At 64.0% G+C, this 19,357-nt stretch carries 20 protein-coding genes; 12 read left to right on the top strand and 8 right to left on the bottom strand.

Annotated features, from left to right (window positions below):
* Positions 1–21: 21 nt before the first annotated feature.
* From HMPREF3172_RS03195 to mtrA, 4 genes are read right to left on the bottom strand one after another with little or no spacing between them, the layout of a single operon-like run.
* Positions 22–786, bottom strand: coding sequence for a ComF family protein (locus HMPREF3172_RS03195; protein WP_141741562.1), 765 nt, complete (start codon positions 784–786; stop codon positions 22–24).
* Entirely contained in the window at positions 735–2,423 is a 1,689-nt protein-coding gene (locus HMPREF3172_RS03190; protein ID WP_070515367.1) for an LpqB family beta-propeller domain-containing protein, read from the bottom strand. The genes HMPREF3172_RS03195 and HMPREF3172_RS03190 overlap by 52 nt, the downstream gene beginning before the upstream one ends.
* Positions 2,420–4,138, bottom strand: a complete 1,719-nt coding sequence (gene mtrB, locus HMPREF3172_RS03185) for an MtrAB system histidine kinase MtrB (RefSeq protein WP_070515365.1) — start codon at positions 4,136–4,138, stop codon at positions 2,420–2,422. The genes HMPREF3172_RS03190 and mtrB overlap by 4 nt, the downstream gene beginning before the upstream one ends.
* Entirely contained in the window at positions 4,135–4,815 is a 681-nt protein-coding gene (gene mtrA / locus HMPREF3172_RS03180; RefSeq protein ID WP_061944026.1) for an MtrAB system response regulator MtrA, read from the bottom strand. Before mtrA ends, mtrB begins: the two co-directional genes overlap by 4 nt.
* A gap of 120 nt (positions 4,816–4,935) precedes the next feature.
* Here mtrA and HMPREF3172_RS03175 point away from each other — a divergent pair, with 120 nt between their 5' ends.
* The 5 genes from HMPREF3172_RS03175 to HMPREF3172_RS03155 are packed head-to-tail and all read left to right on the top strand — an operon-like array spanning position 4,936 to position 10,334.
* Positions 4,936–5,994 carry a hypothetical protein gene (locus tag HMPREF3172_RS03175; RefSeq protein WP_070515363.1) on the top strand — a complete coding sequence of 353 codons (1,059 nt, stop codon included), beginning with the start codon at positions 4,936–4,938 and terminating at the stop codon, positions 5,992–5,994.
* On the top strand, positions 5,991–6,665 hold the full coding sequence (locus HMPREF3172_RS03170) for a DUF4129 domain-containing protein (protein WP_070515361.1): 675 nt from the start codon (positions 5,991–5,993) through the stop codon (positions 6,663–6,665). Before HMPREF3172_RS03175 ends, HMPREF3172_RS03170 begins: the two co-directional genes overlap by 4 nt.
* On the top strand, positions 6,662–7,864 hold the full coding sequence (locus tag HMPREF3172_RS03165) for a DUF4350 domain-containing protein (protein ID WP_070515359.1): 1,203 nt from the start codon (positions 6,662–6,664) through the stop codon (positions 7,862–7,864). The genes HMPREF3172_RS03170 and HMPREF3172_RS03165 overlap by 4 nt, the downstream gene beginning before the upstream one ends.
* Positions 7,861–9,042 (top strand): AAA family ATPase, encoded by a 1,182-nt coding sequence (locus HMPREF3172_RS03160; protein ID WP_070515357.1) that lies wholly within the window; start codon positions 7,861–7,863, stop codon positions 9,040–9,042. Before HMPREF3172_RS03165 ends, HMPREF3172_RS03160 begins: the two co-directional genes overlap by 4 nt.
* Positions 9,042–10,334 carry a DUF58 domain-containing protein gene (locus tag HMPREF3172_RS03155; protein ID WP_070515355.1) on the top strand — a complete coding sequence of 431 codons (1,293 nt, stop codon included), beginning with the start codon at positions 9,042–9,044 and terminating at the stop codon, positions 10,332–10,334. Before HMPREF3172_RS03160 ends, HMPREF3172_RS03155 begins: the two co-directional genes overlap by 1 nt.
* A gap of 77 nt (positions 10,335–10,411) precedes the next feature.
* Here HMPREF3172_RS03155 and HMPREF3172_RS03150 read toward each other — a convergent pair whose 3' ends face one another.
* Positions 10,412–11,407 (bottom strand): stage II sporulation protein M, encoded by a 996-nt coding sequence (locus HMPREF3172_RS03150; protein ID WP_070515353.1) that lies wholly within the window; start codon positions 11,405–11,407, stop codon positions 10,412–10,414.
* A gap of 53 nt (positions 11,408–11,460) precedes the next feature.
* On the opposite strand from HMPREF3172_RS03150, the gene HMPREF3172_RS03145 reads away from it, so the two are divergent.
* Positions 11,461–12,282 (top strand): RDD family protein, encoded by an 822-nt coding sequence (locus HMPREF3172_RS03145; RefSeq protein WP_070515351.1) that lies wholly within the window; start codon positions 11,461–11,463, stop codon positions 12,280–12,282.
* 49 nt (positions 12,283–12,331) lie between these two features.
* On the opposite strand, the gene manB is transcribed toward HMPREF3172_RS03145, so the two are convergent.
* Both manB and HMPREF3172_RS03135 read right to left on the bottom strand, forming a co-directional pair.
* Positions 12,332–13,789, bottom strand: coding sequence for a phosphohexomutase domain-containing protein (gene manB / locus HMPREF3172_RS03140; RefSeq protein ID WP_070515349.1), 1,458 nt, complete (start codon positions 13,787–13,789; stop codon positions 12,332–12,334).
* Entirely contained in the window at positions 13,786–14,103 is a 318-nt protein-coding gene (locus HMPREF3172_RS03135) for a DUF3499 family protein (RefSeq protein ID WP_019175635.1), read from the bottom strand. Before HMPREF3172_RS03135 ends, manB begins: the two co-directional genes overlap by 4 nt.
* 64 nt (positions 14,104–14,167) lie before the next feature.
* On the opposite strand from HMPREF3172_RS03135, the gene HMPREF3172_RS03130 reads away from it, so the two are divergent.
* A complete protein-coding gene (locus HMPREF3172_RS03130) occupies positions 14,168–14,524 on the top strand; it encodes a hypothetical protein (RefSeq protein ID WP_141741561.1) in 357 nt (118 codons plus the stop codon).
* A 77-nt stretch (positions 14,525–14,601) separates the two neighbouring features.
* On the opposite strand, the gene HMPREF3172_RS10740 is transcribed toward HMPREF3172_RS03130, so the two are convergent.
* A complete protein-coding gene (locus tag HMPREF3172_RS10740) occupies positions 14,602–15,045 on the bottom strand; it encodes a WhiB family transcriptional regulator (RefSeq protein ID WP_280512867.1) in 444 nt (147 codons plus the stop codon).
* A gap of 351 nt (positions 15,046–15,396) precedes the next feature.
* Between HMPREF3172_RS10740 and HMPREF3172_RS03120 the strand changes: the two genes are divergently transcribed.
* From HMPREF3172_RS03120 to HMPREF3172_RS03100, 5 genes are read left to right on the top strand one after another with little or no spacing between them, the layout of a single operon-like run.
* Entirely contained in the window at positions 15,397–16,185 is a 789-nt protein-coding gene (locus HMPREF3172_RS03120) for a 2-phospho-L-lactate transferase CofD family protein (RefSeq protein ID WP_070515346.1), read from the top strand.
* Positions 16,185–17,213 (top strand): coenzyme F420-0:L-glutamate ligase, encoded by a 1,029-nt coding sequence (locus HMPREF3172_RS03115; RefSeq protein ID WP_070515344.1) that lies wholly within the window; start codon positions 16,185–16,187, stop codon positions 17,211–17,213. Before HMPREF3172_RS03120 ends, HMPREF3172_RS03115 begins: the two co-directional genes overlap by 1 nt.
* Positions 17,214–17,242: 29 nt before the next feature.
* Positions 17,243–17,845 (top strand): hypothetical protein, encoded by a 603-nt coding sequence (locus HMPREF3172_RS03110; protein ID WP_070515342.1) that lies wholly within the window; start codon positions 17,243–17,245, stop codon positions 17,843–17,845.
* A 42-nt stretch (positions 17,846–17,887) separates the two neighbouring features.
* A complete protein-coding gene (locus HMPREF3172_RS03105) occupies positions 17,888–18,658 on the top strand; it encodes a CoA transferase subunit A (RefSeq protein WP_070515340.1) in 771 nt (256 codons plus the stop codon).
* A 1-nt stretch (position 18,659) separates the two neighbouring features.
* On the top strand, positions 18,660–19,325 hold the full coding sequence (locus HMPREF3172_RS03100) for a CoA transferase subunit B (RefSeq protein ID WP_062019719.1): 666 nt from the start codon (positions 18,660–18,662) through the stop codon (positions 19,323–19,325).
* The last annotated feature ends 32 nt before the right edge of the window (positions 19,326–19,357 follow it).

The following is a 19,357-nucleotide window of genomic DNA, read 5'->3' as shown; positions in this document are numbered from 1 at the left end:
CAACAACGATGGTCACCTTCATTAAACCGCATCGAGCTCAGGCTGACGAGAACTCCCCCGCGCGATTCCGATAACCGCCAGTCCATCCGGTGTGCACCTGGCATTCATGAGTGCGCGTGTCGATTCCGCACCCGTTGCCCCCGTGGTGGAAATGTCGTCGACGACGACGACCTTCGCCCGCCTGCCCCACTGTCGTACCAGGTGAGTGTGTTCGCGGGCGATGGCGTGTGTGCCTTCGACATTTGCCTTCCGGGCCGCACTGCCGAAGCCCACCTGGTCGCGGTGGCGGCTGACGGTGAGAACATCGGCGCACCCAGCCCGCAGCCCGTCAGAGCGCAGCATCTGGGCTGCTGACTCAGCGAATGCGGCAACGTGGTTGCCTCCTCGCCTGCGCACAGCGGACGATGACGAGGGCACCGGAACGAGGATCACCGGCTTGCCGTCAACCTGGCTGTTCTGAAGGGAATCGACGACGGCACGGGCCAGGAGAAGACCCAAAACGGCCACGATGTCACGTCTGCCGTTTTCCTTATAGGCCACGAGCACATTCCTCAGCACACCGTCGTACACGCCCGCCCCGCTGACCGGCAGGTGGCCGAAGCGCGGTTGGCTGCGCACAACGGGTCCATCGAGAGCTTCGATGCAGTCGCCGCACAGCGACACGGTTTCGATCCCGCACCCTGCACACACGCGCGGCAGGAGCAGATCGGCGATGTCAGACAGCAGCTTCACGGTCAGCCCGGGTACGTGGGGTTCCAGGCCTTTGCGCCGACGATTCGCTGCCACGTCCCGGACGTGTAGGTGTAGACATCACCGCTCTCAGCCCCAACCCGCATGCTGCCGAGGTCGCCGGCAGCCGAGATCGTCTGGCCGCCGGAAATTGACCCCAGTCCCACGGACGGTCCGCCGACCCACACGCGGTAAGCACCAGCCGAAGCATCATCCGCGGACAGCACGGCCAGGTAAGATCCGCCGGCCCAGCTGAAGTCCGCAACCTGATCGAATTTCTGGCCGACCGCCAGCGGCGCCCCCGCGGTCAGATGGTTGGGCTTTCCGCCTCGGGAGCGGACGATTCCCACCACGTCGATGCGGGTGCCGTCCGCAGCGGAAGTCAGGACGGCCAGCCGGCTGCCTTCGCGGGAGACCGCGATTCGCTTGATGGTGCGGTCTTTGGCGAACGGCACCGCCATCTTCACGAGTTCACCGTTTTTGCCCACGGCGCGGATCTCCGCCGACTTGGCTTCGGCCGTGTACACCCATTCGAAACGGTCAGCGCTCACACCCACAAAGTCTTTTCCGGTGATGAGGGTTTCGACGTCTTTTTCTGCGCTGAAGCGCTCGACCTGCTTGCGGTTCTCATTCGTGTAGTAGTAGGTGTTCCCGTCATAGGACTGGGCCGGAAGGACCTTGTCCGACACTTTCGGCGAATTAGGAACCGGTTCGAAGGAGTTGCCCCGAACTTCCGCGATCTTCCCTTCCGAAACCACAACGGCGGGCGCATCGACCGGCAGGTCAGCTGACACATCGGAGCCCGAGGTGATGTTCGACTGGGGTGTCTGCACGCGCACATCAGAGATCGAGGTGTTGGCCCGCAGGGTTTGGGATATCTGGGAGTACAGGCGCTTGCTTGTCCCTTTGTCGAGGTCACCGGCTTCCTGGGACAGGCCCACGTCGACTGTGCCGCCTTCGACTGTGACGACGAACGGTTCGAGCGTCGTGCCTTCCGGAACGGCCGAGATGACAGCTCCGCGCAGATTGTCCGCGGGTCCCCGAAGCAGCTGGCGGGCCACTTCCGTCAGCGTGCTGTTGCTGCGGACAAACCACCGCACGTCGGGAACAAGATATGAATAGTCCTGCGTGAAGAAGTACAGCGGATATGCCTGGAAGAGCCGATTGAAGTTCGCTTCTGACAGCACGATGCCGTCGGGAGCATCCGAGATCCGCCATTCGCCGTTGACCTGGCGAAGGCTGAACTTCAGCTTCGTCTCTGTACCCGAGGGGCTGTCGCGGTAGACGTGTGCGGAATCGAGGGATGCCTGCACGGGAACCGTAAACGACACACTGCGCGAATCGGTTGTCACAGAAGCTGTGAGGCTCTCCAGCGACAGACCCGATTCGACGATCGAGACGCTTTTGAGCGGGCTCCATTCGCCGGCGAAATCGTCAGTCAAGAAAGAGCGGGCCACTGCAAAGCTGCTGGCAGGGCTCGAACCGGCCGCCAGGAAGCCGCGCACGATCGAGGCGGGGCTGGCACCGGGTGCCGGGCCGTCCGGGTCGGTGCGGGACTGGACATCGTTGTCGGAGTCCTCCACGGCGACCGTTCCGATCTGCCCGCTGTGGGGAATCGTGGCGCAGCCGGCCGCACTGAACGTCAGAAGGCAGGCCGTCACAGCCGCCGCGAGTTTCCGGAGCCTGCTGGTCATGGCTGTCCTCCGTCCTCGTCCGCCGCATCAGACGGTGATGCGGTTTCAACGACAATCGGTATCGAGCCGGTCTGCACGCGCACCGCGCCGTCCGAGGTTGCGGGCCCGGCGATGAGCGCAGGTCCGCTGCTCGGGGCGTCTGCCGGCGGCAGCGGCAGCGGTGAGGATGTCAGCTCGGTTCCCTGTTTGCGCGGAAGCGTCAGCCGGAAGCACGCTCCATCGCCCGGACTGCCCCACGCCTGCAGCCACCCGCCGTGCAGGTGGGCGTCTTCCAGTGCGATCGCCAGGCCCAGGCCGGTGCCGCCGAGCGTACGACGCCGCGATGGATCACCGCGCCAGAATCGGTCGAACACGTGCTCGACCTGATCTGCGGTCAACCCGACACCGTGATCGCGGATGCTGACCGCACACGACTCTGCGGTCGCCGCAACATACACGTCGATGTTCTTCTTGTCGCCGTGTTCGATCGCGTTGACGATGAGGTTGCGCAGGATCCTGCCGATGCGGATCTGCTCGACTTCCGCGGTTACGGGGGTAGACGGGGTGTGCATGACGATCTGACTGCCGGACTGCTCAGCCACGAAGGTCAGCCCGTCGACCACATTGGACACGATTTCTGTGATGTCCTGTTCAGTGGTTTCCAGCTTGACGAAACCAGCGTCATGCCGCGAAACCTCAAGCAGGTCCGACAGGAGCAGCTCAAAGCGCTCCACTTGGGACTTCAGCAGCTCTAGGGAGCGCTGCCCCGTTTCGTCGAGCTCGTCCTTTTCGGCATACAGCATTTCGGTGGCCGCACCGATCGTGGCCAGCGGTGTGCGCAGTTCGTGAGAAACATCCGACACGAACTGGCGCTGCTGCACGGTGAGCTCTTTCATCCGCACAATCTGGTCCTGCAGAGTGTCCGCCATGTCGTTGAAGCTTCGGCCCAATGCGCCGAGTTCGTCGTGGCTGGTGACGGTGACGCGTTCATCGAGGTCGCCGTCGGCCAAGCGAAGTGCAGCCCGCGCCGTTGAGCGGATGGGTGTCACCACAAGCCCTGTCACAAGCCAGGCCACAGCCACGACGAGGACGACCATGACGATGCCGGCAACTGTGAGCGCACGCTGGATGAAGCTCAGCGTGTTCTGCTCTTCCTGCAGGTCAGCAACAACGAACAGGTCGAATTTGCCGCTGCCGGGCAGCGAGACTGTCTGTGCGACCACGATTCCGGGAGAGTGCTGCGCGCCCGGCAGGGTGATCGACTGGTACGTCTGGGTGCCAGCCGGGGTTTCCTGTGCCCGGCTGAGAAATTCCTCGTCGAGCTCTGAGGGCCGAACCGGCTCCTGGCCGTACGGCAGGGCGATGATCGGGGCGACCGAGCGTCCGCGATCCCGCGGTTCCAGGGCGATGCTGCGCAGCGGGGTCGACGACCGGGCCATCATGCCGCGCAGCTGTGTGTTCACGGTTTCGCTCAGCTGTGCGATGCCCTCCGACGTTGCGGTGGCTTCGAGCTCTGATGCGTAGCCGGCAGTCTGCGAGGTGATCGACTGCAGTTTGGCCTCATACAGGCCGCGGGCAATTTCCCGCGATACGTATGAACCGACCAGAAGGACCGCCGCCATCGACAGAATGAGCGTCAGCGCAACGACGCGCACCTGCAGCGAACGGCGGAACAGCCGAACCGTGAACAGGTACGCCCGCAGCGCCAGCCGCCGGACGGTCTTCCAGAGTCTCACGCAGCGTGACCGGCCCGATAGCCCACGCCGCGGACGGTGACGACGATTTCAGGATTCTCAGGGTCGCGCTCGATCTTCGAGCGCAGACGCTGCACGTGCACATTGACCAGGCGCGTATCAGCCGAGTGCTGGTAGCCCCACACTTCTTCCAGCAGCTGTTCGCGCGAAAACACCTGCCACGGCTTGCGGGCCAGTGCAGTCAGCAGGTCGAATTCCAGGGGCGTAAGCGAAATCGGCTCTCCGCCGCGGGTCACGTTGTGACCGGACACGTCAATGGTGACGTCCCCGACGGTCAGGTGCTCCGGCGCTGTGGGTTCGGTGATGCGCAGTCGGGCGCGCACCCGGGCGACGAGCTCCTTGGGCTTGAACGGCTTGGGGACATAGTCATCGGCCCCGGCTTCGAGACCGGCAACAACGTCGACCGTGTCGGATTTGGCCGTGAGCATGATGATCGGGACATCGGATTCCCGGCGGATTTCACGGCAGACTTCCATGCCGTCTTTGCCAGGAAGCATGAGGTCAAGAAGCACGAGGTCGGGCTTGGATTCGCGGAATGCTCCGAGGGCGCCATCGCCGGTGGCGCAGAAATCGGGGTCAAATCCTTCTGACTTCAGCACAATGCCGATCATTTCGGCCAGCGCCGTGTCGTCGTCTACCACAAGAATCCGTGCGTTCATAGTTTTTATTGTTCCCTACCCACCAAAGGTTTTCACTTCGGCCCGCCGATTTTCGCGCAGCATGATCACGGGAAGCTGTGGAATGATGGGCTGGTCAAATACTCATCTCGCAGGAGTGAAGTGTTCACACAGAACAGCCCTGATTGGGGTCTGGCCGTCGACTGGTCGACGGGTCAGCGGGTTCCCGCCAAGGCTCGCCGCCGGCCCCAATGGTCTCCCCCGCCTGTCCCGGGGATTCTGCCCAAGCGCCCCTTGGGCTTCTTCGAGGTGCTCGACGGCGGATTCCGCCTGATGCGCCGCTTCCCCGGCTTGACCTACGGCAGCGCAGGACTCGGTGCAGGGCTGACCGCCGGCCTCTTTGCCCTTGCGGGAGCCGTCACGTGGTACTTCGGGCACAGCTTCTTCACCAAGCTCCTCAATTCATCCGAGGAAGCTCTGAGCGGTCTGAGCTTTGTGGTGCAGATCGGCGCGGGAATCGTCGAATACCTCACCCTAGCCATCCTCATTGTGTTCAGCGGAATGACGAGCGTCGGCGCCCGCGAAGCGTTCTTCGGCCGCACAATGACGCTGCGCCAGGGCTGGCAGAGCCTCCGGGGATGCCGCCGAAAGCTGTTCAGTGCGGCACTGCTTATGGGCACGGCCCACCTTGTTGTCCTCGCAGTGTTCCTTGCCGCAGCGATTCTCGCCGGCGCCGTCGGCGGGACTGTCATCGGCCTGACTCTCGGCACAGCGCTCGTCCTCGTCTGGTGGGCGGCGACGATTTTCTTCGGCATTCGCCTGAGTCTGACTGGATGCATCATCGCCCAGGAGCGAGCGGGGATCTTCTCCGCCATCGCCCGGTCCTGGAAGATGACCGGCCGCGGCTTCCTGCAGGTGGCAGGGCAGACCGTGTTCGGGTTCTGGCTGGCCAATCAGGTCATCGGCATCATCGCCACACCCGCTTTCATCTACTTGGGAGGCGTCATCGGCGTGCTCTCGATTCTGATGCTCGGCGGCGGCGAGCTCGAGGGGCCTGCTGTCGCCGCTGTTCTCGGCACCATCTTCACGGGGCTGTTTCTGGCCATCGGCGTTCTGCTCTACGCTTACCGGGCGGCCCTTCTGGCAACTGTCTACTTCAACCTGCGGATGCGCTCAGAAGGCTATGACCTCGTCCTCCTGGCAGAAGCGGAGGAAGTATGAGCGGACTGCAGCAGCCCACCCCAGAACAGGGTCGTGAATGGGCCGAACGCGAACTGTCTGATCCTCGCTACAGCGAAGTCGACATTTCGTTCTTCGGCAAGATCAAGCGCATGCTCGACCTGTTCTTCCAGAAGCTCGCGGAAGGGGTCGACAACGCCCAGTCCCCGTGGTTCATCATCGGCGTCATCCTGTTCACAGCAGCCGTTGTGGGCTTTGTGATCTGGCGGGTTCGCCGCGGCACCGACGACGACTTCTCGAAGCAGCTGTTCGAAATGGACTCCGAGTTCACCGGTGTCGAACCCCGTGTGTTCCGCAAGCTCGCACACGAAGCTGCAGAGAGCGGCGATTGGGCAGATGCCACTGCCAACCAGATTCGCGCAGTCTTCGCAGAGCTGAACAAGAAGCGGATCATCGACGTCGAGGCCGCCTCGACTGCAGCGGAGCTTGCAGCCGCGGCTTCCGCGGCACTGCCGGCTATGAGCGACAAGTTGAACAAGGCCGCCTCTCTGTTCGACCGGATCGTCTTCGGCAGCCATCCAGCCGACGAAGCCGACTACCGCTTCGCCGAACAGCTCGACTCCGCAACTCAAGCGCTGCGCGCGCCCGGTCAGGAAACAGCTGACTCGGCTGAGGCTGCAGACTCCCGCGGTTCTGAGCAGGTGAGGGCATGAGCGCCGCACTCGACGTCGCGGTCCGCGGCACACGCTCAGCGGGTGCCGGACGCAGCCTGAAGTCCCTTGGTCGATCAGCCGGTCTGTGGCTCGTTTTGGTGGCTGTTCTCCTCATGGCCAGTGCGGCGATCACGCTGACCTCCGCGGAGCGTGACGAAACACGCTCCGGGCACTACGACAGCTTTGCCGCAGACGGAACTCACGCCTACGCCAAACTTCTTGAAGATCACGGCGCCCGGCTTAAGAAGACCGACAACTTCGACACAGCCGTAGAAGCCGCTGCCAAACCTGGCACAACGGTCGTTGTCATCAACCCGGACGACATTTCCGTCGACAGCAGGCAGAAGATGACCGCCGCAGCTCAAAAAGGCGGCCACGTGATCCTTTCAGCCCCGTACGACATGGGCGGCTGGGGAAACACAATCCATCCCACAGAGGAATTCGCCGCCCCCGACGATTTTGAAGCATCCCGCGAACCCGCCTGTGACTACCCCACCGCCCGGAAGGCAGGCCCGGTCAGCGCGCCCTTCAATCACTACTACTCGACCCACAAAGACTCGGTGAAGTGCTATTACCGCCCCGACATGGGCAAGCAGGCCTCCGGCCTCGTCCAAGCTCCGGTCGGCAAGGGCACTATGACGGTGATGGGCAACAGCAGTTGGATCGGCAACGACGAGATCGCCCTGCACGGCAATGCCTCACTGGCTATGGGTCTCGTCGCGGACGCAGATTCCGTCGTCCTGTTCTGGCCGAATCCCGATGACTTCATCGACTCCGATATCCAGGAGACCCAGGATTTCGTTCCCCAGTGGGTGTACTTCGCAGTCCTGTGGATCGGCGTGCTCACTCTGGTGGCTCTGCTGTGGCGCGGACGCCGCTTCGGCCCATTGGCCGCCGAGCACCTGCCGGTGACTGTTCCGGCAAAGGAAACCGTGACCGGACACGCGGGTCTTCTGCAGCGAGCCGGGGCCCGACCAGAAACCCTGCGCCCCATTCAGCAGGCCGCGATCATCTCGCTGGCCCGCAAGCTCAGCGTGCCCACGTCAGCTCCGGCAGAAGACGTCTGCCGCGCGGTCGCGGCCAAACTGGGCGAGAGCCCACAGCGCATCGAGCACCTTCTGCTGCACGCAGAACCGACATCAGACGCAGAACTTGTCAGCCTGGCTCAGGCCATCAGCGAACTCGAAAGGCGACTATGACAAACCAGCACGACCCCAGCGCTCCCATCCCGGACATGCCGGAGAACGAGCCCGGCGCGCACCAGCCCGGCGCACAGCCGTCCGGTTCGGTGCCTGCCGCCGCAGGCTCCACCTCGGCAGCGGCTCCCGCCCAGCCGAACCCCCAGGCGAGCGCTCAGCAGCCCGGCGCGCAGCCCGCGTCGTCGCTTGTTGACCGCCTGGCCCAGGACCACCAGCTGACGGACGTCGACCACGAACTCCGGGCTCACTTCGGCGCCGTCAGCACCGCCACTGCCAACGCGGTCGTCGGTCAGGGCCACGCCACGCACGCTCTGCTCATTGCGCTTCTCACGGGTGGCCACGTGCTGCTGGAAGGTGTTCCCGGTGTCGCCAAAACGCTGCTGGTGCGTGCTCTGTCGCACGCTGTTGAGCTCGATCACGCGCGCATCCAGTTCACCCCGGACCTCATGCCCAGCGATGTGACCGGTTCGACCATCTACGACGCCAAGACCGGCGACTTCGAGTTCCGTCCCGGCCCGGTGTTCACCAACATCCTCATCGCCGACGAAATCAACCGCACCCCGCCGAAAACCCAGTCGGCCCTACTCGAGGCGATGGAAGAAAAGCAGGTCTCGGTCGACGGCAACACGTACTCCCTGCCCCAGCCGTTCCTCGTTGCCGCAACCCAGAACCCCATCGAGTACGACGGCACCTACCCGTTGCCGGAAGCCCAGCTGGACCGCTTCCTATTCAAGGTCCAGATGAACCTGCCGCAGCGCGATGCTGAGCTTGACATCTTGCAGCGCCACGCCGGCGGTTTTGCCGCAGACAAACTGGCCGATGCCGGGGTGACCCCGCAGATCGACGCCGAGGGGATCCTCGCTGCCCGCGAGCGCGTGGCAGCAGTCTACTGCGCCCCGGAAGTGCTCGGGTACATCGTCGACCTCGTGCAGGCCACGCGCCAGGCCCCGTCACTGGAACTGGGTGTGTCTCCCCGAGGCGCCACTCGCCTTCTGTCTGCCGCGCGGGCTCACGCGTGGCTGTACGGGCGGGCGTTCATCACCCCGGACGACATCAAGTTCCTCGTGCCGATTTCCTTCCGCCACCGTGTGCGCCTCAACCCTGAAGCACACATGGACGGTCTCGACGTCGACGATGTTCTCGAATCGATCGTGTCGACGGTTGCGGTTCCGCGCTGATGGTTCTCACGTGGCGCACCATGGTCTTCGCCGGGATCATCGGCGTAGGCGTTGTTGCCCTGCAGACGACCGCGGCCGCGCTCATCGGGATCACGGTGCTGCTGGTCGGCGTTGTCGTCGACCTGCTCATCACGCCGTCCCCGCGCAGGATTGAGGCGGCGCGCACTCCCGGCGGCAAGGTTCGTCTGGGCCAGGAAACGTGGGCCGACCTCACCCTGCACAATCCCACCAAGCGCACGTACAGGCTGCACCTGCGCGATGCGTGGTCGCCCAGTGCCGGTGCTGAGAACAACCGGGACCGCTGTCGTCTTGCCGCGGGCGAATCGCACGTGCGCCGGCAGACGCTCACTCCCACGCGCCGCGGCTGGCTGTCAGCGGACAAGGTCACACTGCGCAGCTTTTCGGTCTTGGGGATTGCCGGCCGTCAGGTGTCATTTGATGTTCCGGCCCAGGTTGCGATCACTCCCCCGTTCCTGTCGAGGCGCCACCTGCCTTCGCGTCTGCACCGCCTGCGGGAACTGGAGGGCCGCACGGCACTCATGGTGCGCGGTATGGGAACCGAGTTCGATTCGCTGCGCGAATACGTGCCGGGTGACGATGTGCGCTCAATTGACTGGCGCGCCACGGCGCGCGCCCAGGAGGTCATGGTCAAGACGTGGCGGCCCGAACGCGACCGTCGCGTGGTGATCGTCATCGACTCCGGCCGGCTGGCGGCGAAGCGCTCGGCTGAGGGCACGCAGTTCGACACGTTCGTCGAAGCGGCGATGCTGCTGACGGCTTTAGCCGGTTCGGCTGGCGACCGTGTTGATGTGATCGTGGCCGACGCCAGGATCCGCACCGCGTTCGGCCCCCTGGCCCGGGAAAAGGCGATCCCCCGCTTTGATGAGGAGATCGCGGACATCTTCCCCAGCCTGTACGAATCCGACTGGCAGGTCATGGCCTCGGAAGTCCTCAAGCGCTGCTCAACACAGGCGCTCGTCGTGTTCCTCACTCCCCTGGATGCCATCACCATCCAGGAGGATGTTCTGCCGTCGCTGCCGTTGCTCAAGCGCGGCCACCAGATCGCGTTCGCCTCGGTTTCTGATCCACAGCTGCAGGATATGGCCGACGAGGTCTATTCACCCGCTCAGGTGTACCGGGCCGGTGCGGCACAGCGCGAAATGCTCAATCAGCGTGCGCTGAGCCGCGCAATGTCGGCAAGCGGCGTCTATTCACTCACCGAACCCGAAGAGAAGCTCCCGCCGGCGCTTGCGGACCTCTACATCCGGCTCAAGGCGCAGGGGAAGCTCTGACGAGCGGCACCTCGTGAATTGACGTACGAGGTGCCTGCCCCGTGGTCTGCTGACCACGGCTTTCTCTGTGGTCGGGTTTACTGGACGGTGACGGTGCGGTAGCCGGCGCGCTCCTCGTCGAGGTCCCCGTCGAGACCCGCAAGGTAGGCGGGACGGCCCAGTGCAATCGTGTAGGCGACGATGCCGATGGTGAGTGCAGCACCGAAGATCATCTTGATTCCGAAAGGCATGTAGGACGGCGTGATGAAGCCTTCGATGAGGCCGGACAGGAACAGGAAGATCACGAGTCCCATGGCAACCGTGATGAGCGAACGGCCCTCTTTGGCCACAGCCTGACGTCGCGTCATATTGCGCGGAATGATCCAGGACGTGAAGATCTTCAGACCTGCGGCAGCGGCAATGAGGATGCACGTGATCTCCGGGACACCGTGGGGCAGGATGAACTTCCAGAAGTCCTCCGCGTAGCCGGCCTCATACATAACAGCGGCCATGATCCCCGTGTTCGCCGCGTTCATGATGATGCCGTTGATGACGTAGATCCCGGTGATGCCGAGCACCACCCACTGCACGGCAATCCAAGCGTTGTTGACCCACACGCCCAGGGCGAAGACCGAACTGGGGTTTTCGCGGTAGTAGGCGACAAAGCCGCGTTCGGCGATCTCCCGCTGTGCTTCCGGCGGCAGCATGTAGTCAAGCAGACCGGGGGTCGTGGCCGCCCAGATGTGGGTGCCCACGGCAACACCCGTGAACAGCACAAAGACGCCGACAAAATACCAGCGCAGCGAATACAGTGCCGCCGGCAGCGACTGCCCGAAGAAGCGCATGGCCGTCGACTTCGCAGAACCGGGAACAGAGCCGAAGTGGACCCTCGCCTGCAGAACAACCCGGCTCAAGTAGACCGCGGCGTCTGATTCCGGGGCGACCGTCTGCAGATGCGACAGGTCTTTGTTCGCCCTGCGGTACAGGCGGTTGAACTCTGCCACTTCGGCCCCGGACAGGCGCGACTTCTTCGAAAGGCGCTGCAGCTCTTTCCAATCCGGCGAATTCAAAGCGGCCAGCAGAATGGGATCCATAAAGACCAGATTAAGGCATCTTGACCCGGCGGCGAATATGCGAGGATGTACGGGTGAGCAAACTCGTCACCGGTGAGGCCATCAGCCTCAGCATCCGCCCCGCATCCCTCATGGCGCGGGCGGCATCATGCGCTATTGACTTCGCGATCTACACGGTCGTGTCCATCGCCTACTTCATCGGGCTGGCATACCTTCTGAGCAATGTCGACACCTACAGCGGCGAATTGCTTGCAATCACAATCGCCACGCTCGCGTCGATCTTCATTCTTGTAGGCGTGCCCTGCATCGTCGAATTTCTGACGCGCGGCCGTTCTGTCGGCAAGCTCATTGTGGGACTGCGGATCGTCCGCGACGACGGGGGTGCCCTGGCTTTTCGCCACAGCCTCATCCGCGCCCTCCTGTGGCCTTTTGAGATTCTGGGCTCCGGAGGCGGTGTCGCGGCTCTCGTGGGTTTGTTCTCCGCTGACACGAAGCGGCTGGGCGATCACCTGGCGGGCACCATCGCCATCAGCGAACGGGCAAAGCTGCCGGTGACGCGCACCAATCCCGTCAAGCCCGAATTGGCGGCCTGGGCGCGCAGCGCTGACATTTCCCCGATCCCCGCACCCCTGCAGCACCGCGCGGCACAGTTCCTCGCAACGGCTCACATGCACACGAAGGAATCCCGGTGGGCGCGCGCGGTGGAAATCGCCGATGAGCTCAACAACTACGCAGCACCGGCTCCCCCAATGGGCACACTGCCCGAAGAGTTCATTGCCACGATCGTGGAGTTCCAGCGCTGGGACGGCTACCGGCGAGCGCAGAACGCGCAGAAGGCCAAAGACGTCTTTGCCAGCCGCATGGACAGGCTGCCCCACGGCATGCGCCTGCAGTAAGCGCGGCAGGCGGCCTTCTGCGCAGGCTGAGTGGGCTTACCGAGCGGGCCTATGCGCGGATGATGGCCAGTGCCGCTTCGACAAGTTCGTCAACCCGCTCTTGGCTGCCGGCTTCCACGTTGAGCCTGACAAGCGGTTCCGTATTGGATGTGCGCACATTGATCCAAAAGCCATCACCGTCGAGCGTGATTCCGTCCAGGCGATCAATTGTCACGGGTCCGAAGTCACCGCGCTGGCCGGCCTCAGCCACGGCCTCCAGCACCGCCTGCTGATCTTCGACGCGTGAATTGATTTCGCCGCTCATGGGCCCGGGCGCGTAGTCGGCTGCCAGTTCGCTCAGCTGTTTGCCCGAAGCGTGCACGGCGGCGAGCACGTGTCCTGCTGCGAGCAGACCGGAGTCTGCCCCGAAGAAATCGCGGAAGTAGTAGTGGGCGGAGTGTTCGAAGGCAAAGACAGCGTTGTTGGCGCGCATGGCCTGTTTGATGCCGGAATGCCCCACCGCGGTGCGCACGGGCGTTCCACCGGCCTTTTCCACCCACTGCACTGAAGAACGCGATGTGAGCAGGTTGTGCAGCACAACGGGCTGTTCTTCCGCGCGGACGCGGCGGATTTCGTTGACGGCGGTCATCGCACCGATCGCGGATGCTGACACGGTGTCGCCGTTTTCATCCACAAAGAAGCAGCGGTCGGCATCGCCGTCGAAGGCCAGGCCTATGACAGGTTCGGCTGTTTCGGCACGCGCTGCGATGACAGCTTCCTGCAGGTCGACGAGGTTGGCGGGATCCAGCGGGTTGGCCGGGTGGTACGGGAAAGTGCCGTCGGGCTCCATGTACATGCCGCGCACCGTGATGTTCAGCGCCTCCAGCCCCGCCGCACTTCCGAACACCTGCGGAACCGTCAGCCCGGCCATGCCGCTTCCGGCGTCGACGACAATCGTGAGGTCCTGGACCCGGTCCAGGCCGGTGAGACTGCGGATGCGCTCGGCGAAGCCGCGGGCCGTGCGCTGCGCCAGCGCTTCATCGACGCCAAGCTGCGTATCAGCGGCTGCCGCAGATTCGGCGGAGCTGAGGCCGTAGGAACATTCGGGGGCGGAGTCCAGCAGTTCGAGTGCTGTGCCCAGAAGGTCTTTCCGGGACACACCGGATGCTCCGGGTCCGCACACTTTGATTCCGTTGTATTCGGGCGGGTTGTGGCTGGCGGTCACCATGAGACCGGGCAGACCGTATTCGCCGGAAGCGAAGTACAGCTGATCGGTCGAGGCCATGCCGATGTTCTTCGGCTGCAGTCCCGCCTGCCGACCGCCTGCCGCCAGCAGGCGCGAAAAACGCGGCGAGGTTTCCCGCATGTCGTGGGCGATGAGGATCTCTTCGCTGCCCCACTCGGCCTGTGCCGCATGGGCAACAGCCCAGCCGAAGGCGAAGATGAAGTCGTCGGTGAGCTCTTCGCCGACGAGCCCGCGTACGTCATAGGCGCCGACGGTTCGGCGTTCACGCGCATAGCGAGTCATGTGTCCTCGATGATGGTCAGGTGTCCGTGTTTGCGGCCTTCGGGCGCTTCGGGTTCGGCTTCGCGGACGGCATCTGCAATCGCCAGCAGATCATCGCGGGTTCGCTCGATGGGCGGGCCGTCGGTTTCCAAGCGGATGATCTGCCATTCCTGTGGCGGGGTGATCCGATCGGAGTGGGTTTCGCACAGGTCGTGTGCTCCCGGTTCGGGCTGTTGGGAAAGAGGGCCGATGACAATGCACGCTTCGGAATGCACATAGGTGAGCGTGCGATTGGCCGGTTCAGAGCAGCCGATTTTGGAACAGGTGCGAAACACACAGGCAGTGTAGTACAGGCCGCTGCGCGTTTGAGCGGATATGCTGGCCCGGAAGGGAGGCCCCGTGTCCAGGCATCGTGATTTTCGCGGTTCGGCTCTGCCGCCGCACGCTCCGGCATCACTGACCCGCTGGGATCAGCTGGACAGGGCCGGGTCGGAGCTGCTGGCTGAGCTGCTCACTGCCCGAGGTGCCAATCCAGAAGACTACGAACTGCGGCTGCGCTGGGTGCCGCCGGCTGGCCAGCAGGGGCTGACCACGTCGATGGGCCTTGCGGCTCTCGCCTATGAGCGCACGGATACGAGCCCCGGTATCATCGAGGTCAACTACCTGCCGCTGCGCGCTTTGGCGCGCACTGCCCAGGAGAGGGGCCAGATCCTCGATGCGGAGCTGACGGAGCTGCTGGACCTCATGTTCGGCTGATGCCCACCCGAGGCAGCGGCCCGGAAACGGAAAAGGGGCGACGGCTGGCGCCTCGCCCCTTTTTCAGTCCGTGGAGTTCACACGACCTGCTTCTTCACACGACGTCGTTCGCGTTCTGACAGTCCGCCCCAAATTCCGAAACGCTCGTCGTTGGACAGCGCGTATTCGAGACATTCGGCGCGAACCTCGCAGGAAGCACACACCCTCTTAGCTTCGCGGGTGGAGCCGCCCTTTTCGGGGAAGAAAGCCTCGGGGTCCGTCTGGGCGCACAGCGCCTGGTCCTGCCAATCGAGACCGCCGTCGCCTTCTCCCAGGAGGAGAGCCAGCGGATTGATGCTGGAAATGCCGGCATCGGGTCCGCCGGAAATCGGCTTGAGCTCGGTAGGATCGACAGAGAGCGGATCCGGGACGAAAGACGGGGAGGAGTGCGCAGGGTCGACGAACCAGTCCTGAGCTGCACGCTCGGTGACACTGGGTGCCGGACGTTGCGGAGAACTCTTGTATTTGCGCGCTTCTGACACGTGCTTCCCCTTTCTACGACGGTCCTTGCGGGACGCGTCGTAGTTAAATTACACGTGTGTCATTCCCCTTTAGTCAAGTGGGGTCATGCTATTCAGCCCTCCCAGAACCCGACAATAGAACACGCGTTCCCACCCCACTGGCCACATGAACACAACATGTGGCCACCGACTAACCCGCACACCACAACCTGTGGGAATCGGGCCGATTTCTCATGATTTTTCCCATCCACTGCACCCTTTCCCCTCCCGCCGGACAGCCTCGTGCTGAACAGATCGGGCCGGCGTCTCTTGACAGAAAGAACACTGTGCACCGATTCGGCGCACACGAACATCGGATGACATGATGAGCCCATGAAGATCACCGTTCTGCCCGTCACCGACGGACTCACCCACGTGCTCGCCGACGTCCGCCAGGCGGGGCTGCAGCATGCCGATACGGACTTGACGGTGATTGCCTCCACGCTCACCGACGTCACCGTCCACGGGCTGCGCTTCTGCCCCGACATCGATGCCTGCCTCATCCCGCCGGCATCGCCGGTTCCCGGTGGCGCAGCAGCCGAACTGGCCGCTTTTCGGGTAGACGCCGAGTGGTTCCGCATGAACGACCTCCAGCTGGCCGCGGCGGTCCTGCGCAGCCGGCTTATGGGGCTGGGCTACGGGCTGGCCGCGGTCACACAGGCCATGAGCAAGCGCTACGCACCGGATTTCACTCTGCTGCCGCTGACCGACACCGCTGTCGAAACGATGGTGGTCGTCCCGGGAGCTCAGTCTGAGGAAGCGTGGCCGGCACGTCGCTACATCGCAGAGGGCCGCACGGACGCCACGCGCATTGCCCGCCCTGTATTCGACAGTGCCAAAGCCGCGCCTGGCGTACTCAAAGCAATCCGCGAAGCCGACGTCGTCATCTTCGCCGTCGACGAACGTCCCGAGTTCACGGCCGAACCAGCACTCCGCCTGCCGGGCATGAGGGATGCTCTCACCGGCACCCGCGCCCAAGTTCTTACGGTCGGCGCCGACCGACTGGATGCGGAAACCCGCACCGGGCTCGGCGGCGAAAGAGCCGATGAGCGGCTTGCTGAACTCCTCGCAGAGGCCGCCTCGGCACGCCCGGACGACGGGCCGACCACGGTGTGGGGATGATGGCGCGAACATCGCTGGCCACGGCGTTTGGAATCGCCGCGGGCTTCCCGCAGAACCCCCTCGACACTGACCGCACGGCAGCTCTGATCGCCGCCGACATCGACAGGGCCCGAGTGGAAATCCGGGATGACGACATCATCGCCGTGCGCGCAGACTTCGTGTCAGCCTGCCAAGGACGCCTGCTGCCGGCCGACAGCCCTGACCTCGAAACAAGCGTTGCCGAAGCCACCCGCGCGCTCATAGCCTCGCGGACGTTCAACGGCACCCCCGTGCGCCTGACCTTCACCTCCAACGGCACCGTCGAATTCAACGGTGGGCACCGCGCATCGGGCCAGACAGTTATCGCCCCGGTGCACCACCCGCACCGGTGGGCAGCTGGGGCCGGCGCATGGCTGCGCTCCTATTTCTCGGCCGATATCGGAGTCGTCATCTTCCAGGACCTCCCCCACCCCTTCCGGCGGGGACAGCGAGCGGGAAGCCTCGCCTCGTACGGGGTTGTCGACCAGAGAACAGCTGACCACGCAGCCGCGACTGCGGCGCTCACTGCAGAAGACTCGACGCTTGCGATCATCCGCGCCCACAGCAGCAGCCCTGTCGTACCGGACGCGCCAGCCGAACATCCCGCGGAAACCTTGGACGAAACAGGCGGGCTGGCCCCGTGGTTCCGCCTGGGCTGGGCAGAAGCGTGCCAGAGTGCGCTCGGTGCCCACCCGGAGGGCCTCCGGCCGATCTCCGGCACCCGTCACGACGACATCCTCGCCCACGTCAGCCGCGCAATAGCGACAGTGCGCTCAGGTCCCGCCCGCGTGCCCGGCGAAGACGGCTGGCGCTTTGTGCCCATGGGCTCCGGCGCTCGCGTGCTCATCGAACCGGCAACGAACGCCGGGGCGGAAGACCCTCGCGCAACCATCGGCTTGGGCGCTCTTGTCGAACGCTTCAGTTCGGCGCTGTGGATTGAGGGCCTGCGCGCCGACACTCATGTGCGCACCGACGGCAGCGGCGCCGACGTGCGGATCATCGTGCCCTGACCCGCCTTCCAGACCAACCGAGGAGAACCGTGTTCGCATCGTTCATCGCCCAGCTTGCTGCCCGTTCCGAACCGGCCGTGCGCTGGTCCGGGCCTTCCGGAGACCTTGAGCTCACGGGCGCTGTGTTCGCCAACTGGATCTACAAGTCCACCGCTCTGTGGGAGGACTATGGGGCCTCGGGACTAGCCGTCATCACCGACGGCCACCTGCACTGGCGGGCAGCCGCCGGCATGCTCGCCGCGGCGGGCCTCGGTCTGCCGGTTTCGGTCCTCGAGGCCGATTCGCCAGCCCCCGATGGCGCTCACATGGCTCTTGTTCCCGCCGGCATGGAGCAGGCGAGCGCGGCTTTCGATGCCGATGAGGTCTTCGTCTACGCGACCGAACCGCTGGCACTGACCACCGACGTCCCTGAGGACTTCCTCGACTTCATCACCGAGGTCCGCACCCTGCCGGACGTGCTTCCTCTCGCCTACACGCAGCAGCTGCGGCTGGACGTGAAGGGCAGGACGCTGAGTGTCCCGATTCCCGAAGAGCCGGGATCGGACGCTGTTCTGCCCGCCTTCCCCACTGACGAGGTGGAGCTCACCAACGCTCTGCGGGCTCTTCTGGGCGGGATTCTCACCTTGGGCTGAAAACCCTGCAAAGCCAATGGGGTCGCGTGATAAGTTCGCACCATGGACAAAGAAGTTTCATCGCCCGCTGAAGCGGTTGCAGACATTTTTGACGGCGCCCGCATTGCCGTAGGCGGCTTTGGGGTCGTCGGAATTCCCGAATACCTCATCCGCGCTCTGCGTGATCAGGGTGCAAAGAATCTCACCTGCGTTTCCAACAACGCGGGAACTGATGGCCGAGGCCTTGGCCTTCTGCTCGAAAGCAAGCAGATCAGCCGCATGATCGCCTCGTACGTCGGCGAAAACAAAGAGTTCGCCCGCCAGTACCTGTCCGGAGAGCTCACCGTGGAGCTCACCCCGCAGGGCACTCTGGCAGAAAAGCTGCGCGCTGCCGGTGCTGGGATTCCCGCGTTCTACACCATTACGGGTGCCGGCACCCAGGTGGCCGAAGGCGGCATGCCGTGGCGCTATGACGCCGATGGCAACGTGGTCGAGTCTTCCCCCGCCAAGGAAGAACGGCAGTTCGACACCTTCGGCGAAGAGCAGACCTATGTTCTTGAAGAGTCTCTGCCGTGCGATTTCGCGCTCGTCCGTGCGGCCAAGGGCGACCGCCACGGCAATCTCGTGTTCAACAAGTCAGCACAGAACTTCAACCCGCCGGCTGCGCAGGCCGGACGCATCACGATCGCAGAAGTCGAAGAGCTCGTCGAACCGGGCGAAATCGACCCGGCGGATGTTCACGTGCCCGGTGTGTACGTGCACCGGGTTGTGAAGCTCAGCCCAGAAGAAGCTGCTGACAAGCCCATCGAAAAGCTCACGGTGCAGGAGGACTGACATGGCACTTTCACGCAACCAGATGGCTGCCCGCGCCGCGCAGGAACTCGAAGACGGCAGCTACGTCAACCTCGGCATCGGCATGCCCACCCTCGTCCCGAACTATGTTTCCGACGACGTCCAGCTGGTGCTCCAGTCCGAAAACGGCCTCCTGGGCGTGGGCCCCTACCCCACCCGCGAAACGGTCGATCCGGACCTCATCAACGCCGGCAAGGAAACCGTCACCATGCGCCCGGGTGCAGCGTATTTCGACTCTGCGCAGAGCTTCGGCATGATTCGCGGCGGCAAGATCGATGCGGCCATTCTCGGTGCTATGCAGGTCGATGAGAAGGGCGACATCGCCAACTGGATGATCCCCGGAAAAATGGTCAAGGGCATGGGCGGAGCCATGGACTTGGTGCACGGCGCGAAATCCGTTTTCGTCATCATGGACCACGTGGCTCGCGACGGTTCGCCCAAGCTTCTTGAGAAGTGCGAACTTCCGCTGACCGGCAAGGGCGTTGTGCAGCGCATCATCACCGACCTCGCCGTCATCGACGTCACCCCGGAGGGCTTCACGCTCGTTGAACGCGCCCCCGGTGTCACTGTCGAGGAAATCGTCGACAAGACGCAGGCGAAGCTGATCGTAGACGGAGATGTTCCCGAAATGCAGGTTGCCGACGTCTGATCCTGCCGGGATACCCATCAACCACAAAAACA

It is taken from the genome of Brevibacterium sp. HMSC08F02, from assembly GCF_001807555.1.
In the GTDB taxonomy this organism is placed as follows: domain Bacteria; phylum Actinomycetota; class Actinomycetes; order Actinomycetales; family Brevibacteriaceae; genus Brevibacterium; species Brevibacterium ravenspurgense.
Note: the sequence above shows the minus strand (reverse complement) of the source record. Positions and strands in the feature narration are given on the sequence as shown.